The sequence below is a fragment of the Lentilactobacillus kisonensis DSM 19906 = JCM 15041 genome, from assembly GCF_001434135.1.
GTDB lineage: Bacteria > Bacillota > Bacilli > Lactobacillales > Lactobacillaceae > Lentilactobacillus > Lentilactobacillus kisonensis.
In genome coordinates this window covers 1-6855 of record NZ_AZEB01000051.1, presented here as the reverse complement: position 1 = coordinate 6855, position 6855 = coordinate 1, and the positions used below count along the sequence as shown (strand labels likewise).

Below are 6855 nucleotides of genomic sequence, written 5' to 3'. Positions count from 1 at the left end.
TTAGTGTTGCACTTGATTTGACAATTGAGGATTAAATCAATTTCCTCTTTTTCAACTGATCATTGATTGGATAAAAGATGAGCATTATTTGTAGGCCTTAAAACCAACCCATTTGCCCTTCAGCTCTTTTCTAGATACAATTACGTTAACAACTGGCTGATGCATTTATTAATGCTTACTCGTGGGCATTATGTGGAAGGAAAACAAGATAATGACTAAAGATACCCAACAGGAATTGTTCAAACAAATCAATCAAGCGCAACCAGAAAAACTCAAGAATTTGATTCTTCGATTGGCTTCTCTGGATGACAACCTTGCCGGCCTTATTCTCGGTGTCTTGAATGATGAGCCAGTGCAGGCTTCTCAGCCACAGAGGAGGGAAGTCAAAAACAACGCGATTGAAAAAGAAATTCATCACATTCGCGGCGTAATTGCCAATACTATTTTAGAGAATGGTGGCGATACTGATTGTTTTAAACCACAACAAGCCAAGTCATTGATAGATTTCTTTGATGGTTTGGTTGATGAAATCCAGAATGGTATCGAGAGTGGGGACATGCCAATCGAACTTTCTGTCCCACTTTTACTGATGACTTATCAAAACCAAATTCAGCTATTGCCTAAGATAGTGGATTACAACCAACAGTTTGACGACAGTGTCCAAGGTACGATGCTTGCTCTGGAGGAAGCGGTTGATAGTGTTGCAGGTCTTAGCACTGATATAAAAGATAATTTGATGGACCAGGTCATTAAACTATTTAAAAAGGCGATCTTTGAAGGCTTTCCAGAAGAAAGGTATGATTTATTCTATACCGCTTTGCCGTTGGTTACTGAACAAACTGCGCCAAAGCTGATTGCTGTTTCGGAGAAGCTTAAAAAGCAAGTTAGTATCATGGACATGCTGTATCTGGAATCCAATAAGCTGCTTCTTCAAATTCGGATTGCCTTTCAGCTGGGACAAACCAAGCGGGCGCAGCAAATTATTGATGACAACATTGATAATGAGGACGTTCGTTCGGAGTATGTCGCAATCCTTGAAGGATCCAAGAACTTCCCAAAGGCAGAAGCAGTTATTCAAGATGCAATTAACAAGAAGTTGGGCGATCCGCAACAATGGCGTAATCGGTTAGCTCGAATTTATCGACAGACAAATCAAACAGCCAAGTTGAGAAAGTTATTGAAAAATCAGTTGCTGTCAGGCGATATCGAAGCTTATGACCAATATAGGGAATTACTGGTTGGTATGCATGAGTGGAAAAAGGAGTATCCGGCATTATTGGCTACGTTGGCGGCTAAACTTGGTCGGTATGATTATTGTAAAATTCTTCTTAAGGAAAACGCGTATTCTAAGATTGTCGATCAACTAAACAAGTACAAGAGTATGGCCATGATCCGGCAATATGCGCCCATCATATATAAATACGAGAAGAAGCCAATTACAACGTTGTATTTAAATTCGGTTGTGATTCCCCAATCCAACAAGAAAACCGCAACTGGGCCGGTTCAGCTTGCAAGTGATATTATCAAATTCTTGAATTTCAGCAAGGATCTTAAGACAACTAAAAGAGTGATCAAGCAACTCAAAGTGAGATTGGGTACCGGTGGGAGATTTCGGGATGCATTTTCCAAGATAGATGACGCAATTGAAAGGTTTGAACTGAATATAAATTGATGGCCATAGTGGCAGTTAAGTGTAATAAATCGGAGGTGGTTTTATGAAATGGAACAGGATCATTCCATTAGTGCTTACGGCATCTTTGTGTTTTGCAATTACCAACTATCTCAACGTACAAGCCAGCAGTGATTACCAAATTGTGAAAACAAAATATTATACTAGCAGTACGCCATTCCACGCAAAATATCCTAAGCAAAATACTTATCTTTGGAATGCTAAACATACAAAACGGTTGCACAACCTCAAAAACTATCCTAATTCTTTTTGGACACGTGCCAAGACGGTTATTTTACGGAAAAACAATAAACCGGCTGTTTATTACTACGTAGCAGGTATGACGCCCCACGGGACACCTAACCTTTATGGGTATATTTGGCGAGGCTATTTAAAACCAGGATATAACCCTAATTACAAAGCTTGGAATGGCCTTGACATTAACTATTTTCTAAGTGACAAGGACTATCAGCGTTATATTAATCAATCACCTTCGCAAAACTTGAGCCGGGAAGTCCTGCATTTATTTCCTAATGCTCGACTTTCATTAAATTTGTCAAAATTAACAGCTTATGGATCAACATTAACTGATTTTCAAAAGCAATTTTCGGATGTGCTTATTGTTAAAAATGCCAATAACGCCTTTTATAATCCCCGTGGCAAGGTAACCTCTGCCAATCAAAAACTAACGGCAATTAAAGCAGCCTTTGATGCGCATGGATATAACCAGCAAAAGCGGTCAGCTTTAAATGGTTATCAAATTGGCATCTATTATGAAAGTAATCGGCAAAAGGGGGGGATTTTTTCATATGACGACGGTTATTATGCTGGTGTAACGGTAGCCAAGTCACTAAATTAATACCTTAAATAAAAGAAAGTTGAGTCAATCCGAAAATGTAACGGATTGATTCAACTTTCTTTGTATTGGCGTAATCTGAAAAGTAATGATAATTAAGATCTTGTCATATCAAGTCGAATTATTGATGTTGTTTCAATTCCAGGTCCTGGCTGGCCATTCGATTCCGCATCAACAGAGCAGCTCCTAAGCCACCAATCAAGACAATAACCCCTGATGAAATCGCAACAGCAGTCATACCACTATCGTAGGCCCTGATGACGATTCTTTGCAGATCCTGGGCAAATGGTAGTTGTTGCATTCTGGTGGAAAAGGCAATGGTGTGCCCGGAAAATGGTCCGGCGTTGACCAACGCCTCTTTGATACCATTCAAAGCTTTGGCTGGCATGTTGATCAGCGGTAGGTGGCTGTTTAAATGAGCTTCATACTGGGCATCTTGAATCAGGCCCAGGCCAACCACCCCAACGGTTGTTCCAAACTGGCGAAAGACGTTTAGTAAGCCAGAAACCATGCCCATTTCTTGTGGGAGGGCGCCTTCCATGCCGGCGGTGTTGAGCAATGGATTGACCATCCCGTTTGTGATCCCCATGAGGACCATTCCGGGCCAAAGTTCAACGAAACTAACCGTTGGACTGATCGCATAAGCCATGGCAAAGAAGCCAATTCCACCGATGACCATGCTGCCAACAATCATCCACTTTTTCGAAAACCGCGAGCTCAAAATTCCGGCAACTGGGCCTAAAATTAGCGACCAGCCACTAATCGTTAGTTGTCTGACTCCGGTTTGGACGGCTGAATAACCGATATAGTTCTGCATTAAGGCAGTTAAAAACGCGTTGTAAGCATAAATCCCAGAACCCAGTGCAAAGGCAATGATGATGGTTCCAAGGAAATGTGGCCGTTTGAACATTTGGATATCAATCATGGGGTCGGCTACCCGCACTTCAATTAGAACAAAGATAATCATGACGATCACGCCACCGATAAGTAACCCACTGACGCGGCCATCGAACCAAGACCAGTGGGGATGACTTTCCTTGACGATGAGGCCATAAATGATTGCAAATAAACCAACTGCGGAAGTTGCCATTCCTGCCAGATCAATTTTGTGGTTTTTCCCGTAGCTAGGAGTTTCCTTCACGTAAATCAAAGTCAAAATAACGGCCAAAATGCCAAATGGCACGTTGACATAAAAAATGGCTGGCCAACCAAAGTGTTCGACCAAATAACCGCCAATCAGTGGACCGGATGCGGATGAAACCCCAATGATTGAGCCTAAGATTCCAAGCGCTAAGCCACGATCCTTGCCCTCAAAGTTAGATGCAACTAACGCCATTGATAACGACATCATGCCTGCACCACCGATAGCCTGTACCCCGCGGCCAATGTCCAAGATAATTAAGCTGGGAGCCATGCCGTTAATCGCCGAAGCAATCACAAATAAGATTAGTGATCCTAAAAAGATTTTCTTGCGGCCATACATATCGCCTAACTTGGACATAATCATCAAGGTGACCGCGTAGACCAAGGTGTATGCATTTAACACCCACTGTAAATCGGTAAAAGTGGTGTTAAAGCCCCGGACCATTGTTGGTAAGGCCACGTTGACAACCGTTACATCCAATAACCCCATAAAAACACCGAGTCCCATCGCCATCAGTGCAATCCACTGTTGGACTTTTGTCTGTTTATTCATTCAACTCTCCCTATCTATTCATTCTTTTATAAATCACGTACAAAACAAGTGCTAACACAAGACCAAACCCAATCATTGGGTTTTCTTCAAAAATCAAATGTAAAAAATGCACGGAGTGGAAGCCGTGAATTCCTACGACAAAAAAATTAAATATATTCATAAATTGTGGCTTCTTTCTAGTATACTAACAGTTGTAATCTTATTTAGACCAAAAGTGGCCGTCTGGAGGAAATTATGAATTTTGATTGGTCATTGCTATTTAATATAGTCGTTGTGGTCAATGCGGTTTTAGCTATTTTTACGGTTTTTAGAGAGAAACGTGATATTGCGGCTATCTGGGCATGGCTGTTGGTGCTGGTATTCTTGCCGCTGGTAGGATTCATTGCTTACGCCTTTTTGGGCAGGAAGCTACCTAAAAACCGGTTATTCAAATTACATAAACATGTTCAAATGCAATTGGATGAACGGCTAAATGAGCAGCGGAAACAATTAGGGCATAATGCTAAAACACCCGCTGACGAGGTTGTCTTACGATCCCGTACCGCAGTTGATATGTTTATGACAACGGATGCGGCGTTTTTATCCCGTCAAAATAAAGTCCACATTTATACGAATGGTAACGATCTTTTTCATCGTGTTATTGAAGACATTGAGGGCGCCAAAAAAAGCATCCACATTGAATTTTACACGTTTTATAACGATCAGATTGGTAACGAAATCCTTGATTTGCTGGTTAAGAAGGCCAAGCAAGGGGTTGAGGTCCGGGTCATTTATGATTCCTGGGGGTCAATGGGAACTACCCGTAAATTCTTTCAGCCGTTGATTGATGCTGGCGGTCATGCGTTTCCATTCTTGAATACCAGATCCGTTCTGTTGGATTTCCGGATTAACTTTCGTGATCATAGGAAAATCATTGTCATTGATGGGACGATTGGTTACACCGGTGGCTTTAACATCGGCGATCAGTACCTAGGGCGTAAGAAGAAGTTTGGCCATTGGCGTGACACCCACATCCGCATTATTGGCTCAGGCGTGTTTGGCCTCCAAGCTCGGTTTATTCTTGACTGGAACGCTACGAGCCCCCGAGACCAAATTGATGAAGAGGAAGTTGAAGCTAAATATTTCCCGGTAACGACGACCAAGGGGAACGTGAACATGCAGATTGTCTCAAGCGGTCCAGATTCGGATTTGCAACAGATTAAGATGGGCTACATCAAGTTAATTACCATGGCAACCGACTATTGTTGGATTCAGTCGCCATACCTCATTCCCGATGATAGTGTTTTGGATGCCCTGCGGATTGCGGCAATGTCTGGGGTCGATGTCAGAATTATGGTGCCTAGTATGCCGGATCATCCGTTTGTGTACCGGGCAACGCAGTACTACGCCCGTCAGTTAGCTGAGGATGGCGTTAAGATCTACTTCTATAATAATGGCTTCATTCATTCGAAGACGATGGTCATTGATGATGAAATCTCATCAGTTGGCTCGGCTAACTTGGATTATCGGAGCTTTAAGCTTAATTTTGAAATCAATTCGTTTATTTACGATCAAAAATTCTCGACCGAAATGCGCGATATTTTCCTGACTGACATGGATGAAAGTACGCTACAGACACCTGAACTGTTTAGAAAACAGTCGTTGTGGTTGAAATTTAAACAAACGTTTAGCAGATTACTATCGCCAATCCTATAGTTGGAGGTTGAAATGGCAATCATTAACAAGAAATTGGCTTTTGAAGATATCGAGCCGGGAAATCAATATACCGATTGTACCTTTACGACCTCAATGCAGGCTGTGCGGGTGTCGGATGTCACCTTTCATCAGTGTCAATTTGAGCAGGATAACTTTGGTGGCAGTGAATGGTTGGACTGCCGCTTTGTTAATGTGTCGTTTGCAAATAAACGGTTTGAAGGCAGTACCTTTTATCGAGACCAATTTGAAAGCTGTCAGCTAATTGGAACTGAATTCCAGGAGAATAACTGGAAAGATTGCGTCATCAGTGGTTCGCAAGTTGATTACGCTAATTTTAGCAGTTCGAAGATCAATCGCTGCCGCTTTGATGATGCTAGCTTTAAGGAAGTCTACTTTAGGTATCTTAAATTAGTGGGTGGTTTGAAAACTAGCGGATGTAACTTCGAGGGTGCCAGCTTTGTTGGGACCAAACTAAAAGGGGTTGACCTTTCTCAAAGTGAGTTTGGGTATCTGGAGGTCAATCCTGATGATTTGAAGGGCCTCATCATCAACCAATTTCAAGCAGCGTCACTTATCGGATTGCTTGGCGTAAAAATCAAATGAGTGAGCAAATTTGGCAAGCAAAACTTTGGTGAAAACAATCGGTTAGAAGTATAATAATGGTGAAAGGTGAATAGGCTAATCACCTGTTAGACAAGTGAAAGATATACAGAAATGTTGATAGGCGCTAAGCCAGCGAGCTTAGATCCGTGTAGCTTGTCGGTACCACCCAACAGAAGCATTAAACGAAATGTTTACGTGACCAGAAGTTATGGTTAATGATTGGTCTAATACCTTTCGGAAAATATTGTTAGATAGTGTCACAGCACCTAGAGGGTGATGGGGCACTATTTTTTGTTATGTATAGGGTGCACTGGTGCTTGTCAAGTTGACAGTTCA

General features: G+C 41.9%; 5 protein-coding genes. 4 read left to right on the top strand and 1 reads right to left on the bottom strand.

Annotated elements, in window-relative coordinates:
- Window positions 1–211: 211 nt before the first annotated feature.
- Complete coding sequence (locus tag FC98_RS13275) at window positions 212–1672, top strand: tetratricopeptide repeat protein (RefSeq protein ID WP_082603060.1); 1461 nt, start codon at window positions 212–214, stop codon at window positions 1670–1672.
- A 43-nt stretch (window positions 1673–1715) separates the two neighbouring features.
- Entirely contained in the window at window positions 1716–2528 is an 813-nt protein-coding gene (locus tag FC98_RS13270; protein ID WP_056949727.1) for a hypothetical protein, read from the top strand.
- Between the two features lie 118 nt (window positions 2529–2646).
- Here FC98_RS13270 and FC98_RS13265 read toward each other — a convergent pair whose 3' ends face one another.
- Window positions 2647–4221 (bottom strand): MFS transporter, encoded by a 1575-nt coding sequence (locus tag FC98_RS13265; protein WP_056949726.1) that lies wholly within the window; start codon window positions 4219–4221, stop codon window positions 2647–2649.
- Between the two features lie 234 nt (window positions 4222–4455).
- Between FC98_RS13265 and cls the strand changes: the two genes are divergently transcribed.
- Together cls and FC98_RS13255 are read left to right on the top strand one after the other, a co-directional pair.
- Window positions 4456–5916 carry a cardiolipin synthase gene (cls, locus tag FC98_RS13260; RefSeq protein ID WP_056949723.1) on the top strand — a complete coding sequence of 487 codons (1461 nt, stop codon included), beginning with the start codon at window positions 4456–4458 and terminating at the stop codon, window positions 5914–5916.
- A 12-nt stretch (window positions 5917–5928) separates the two neighbouring features.
- Entirely contained in the window at window positions 5929–6519 is a 591-nt protein-coding gene (locus FC98_RS13255; protein WP_054655820.1) for a pentapeptide repeat-containing protein, read from the top strand.
- Window positions 6520–6855: the final 336 nt, after the last annotated feature.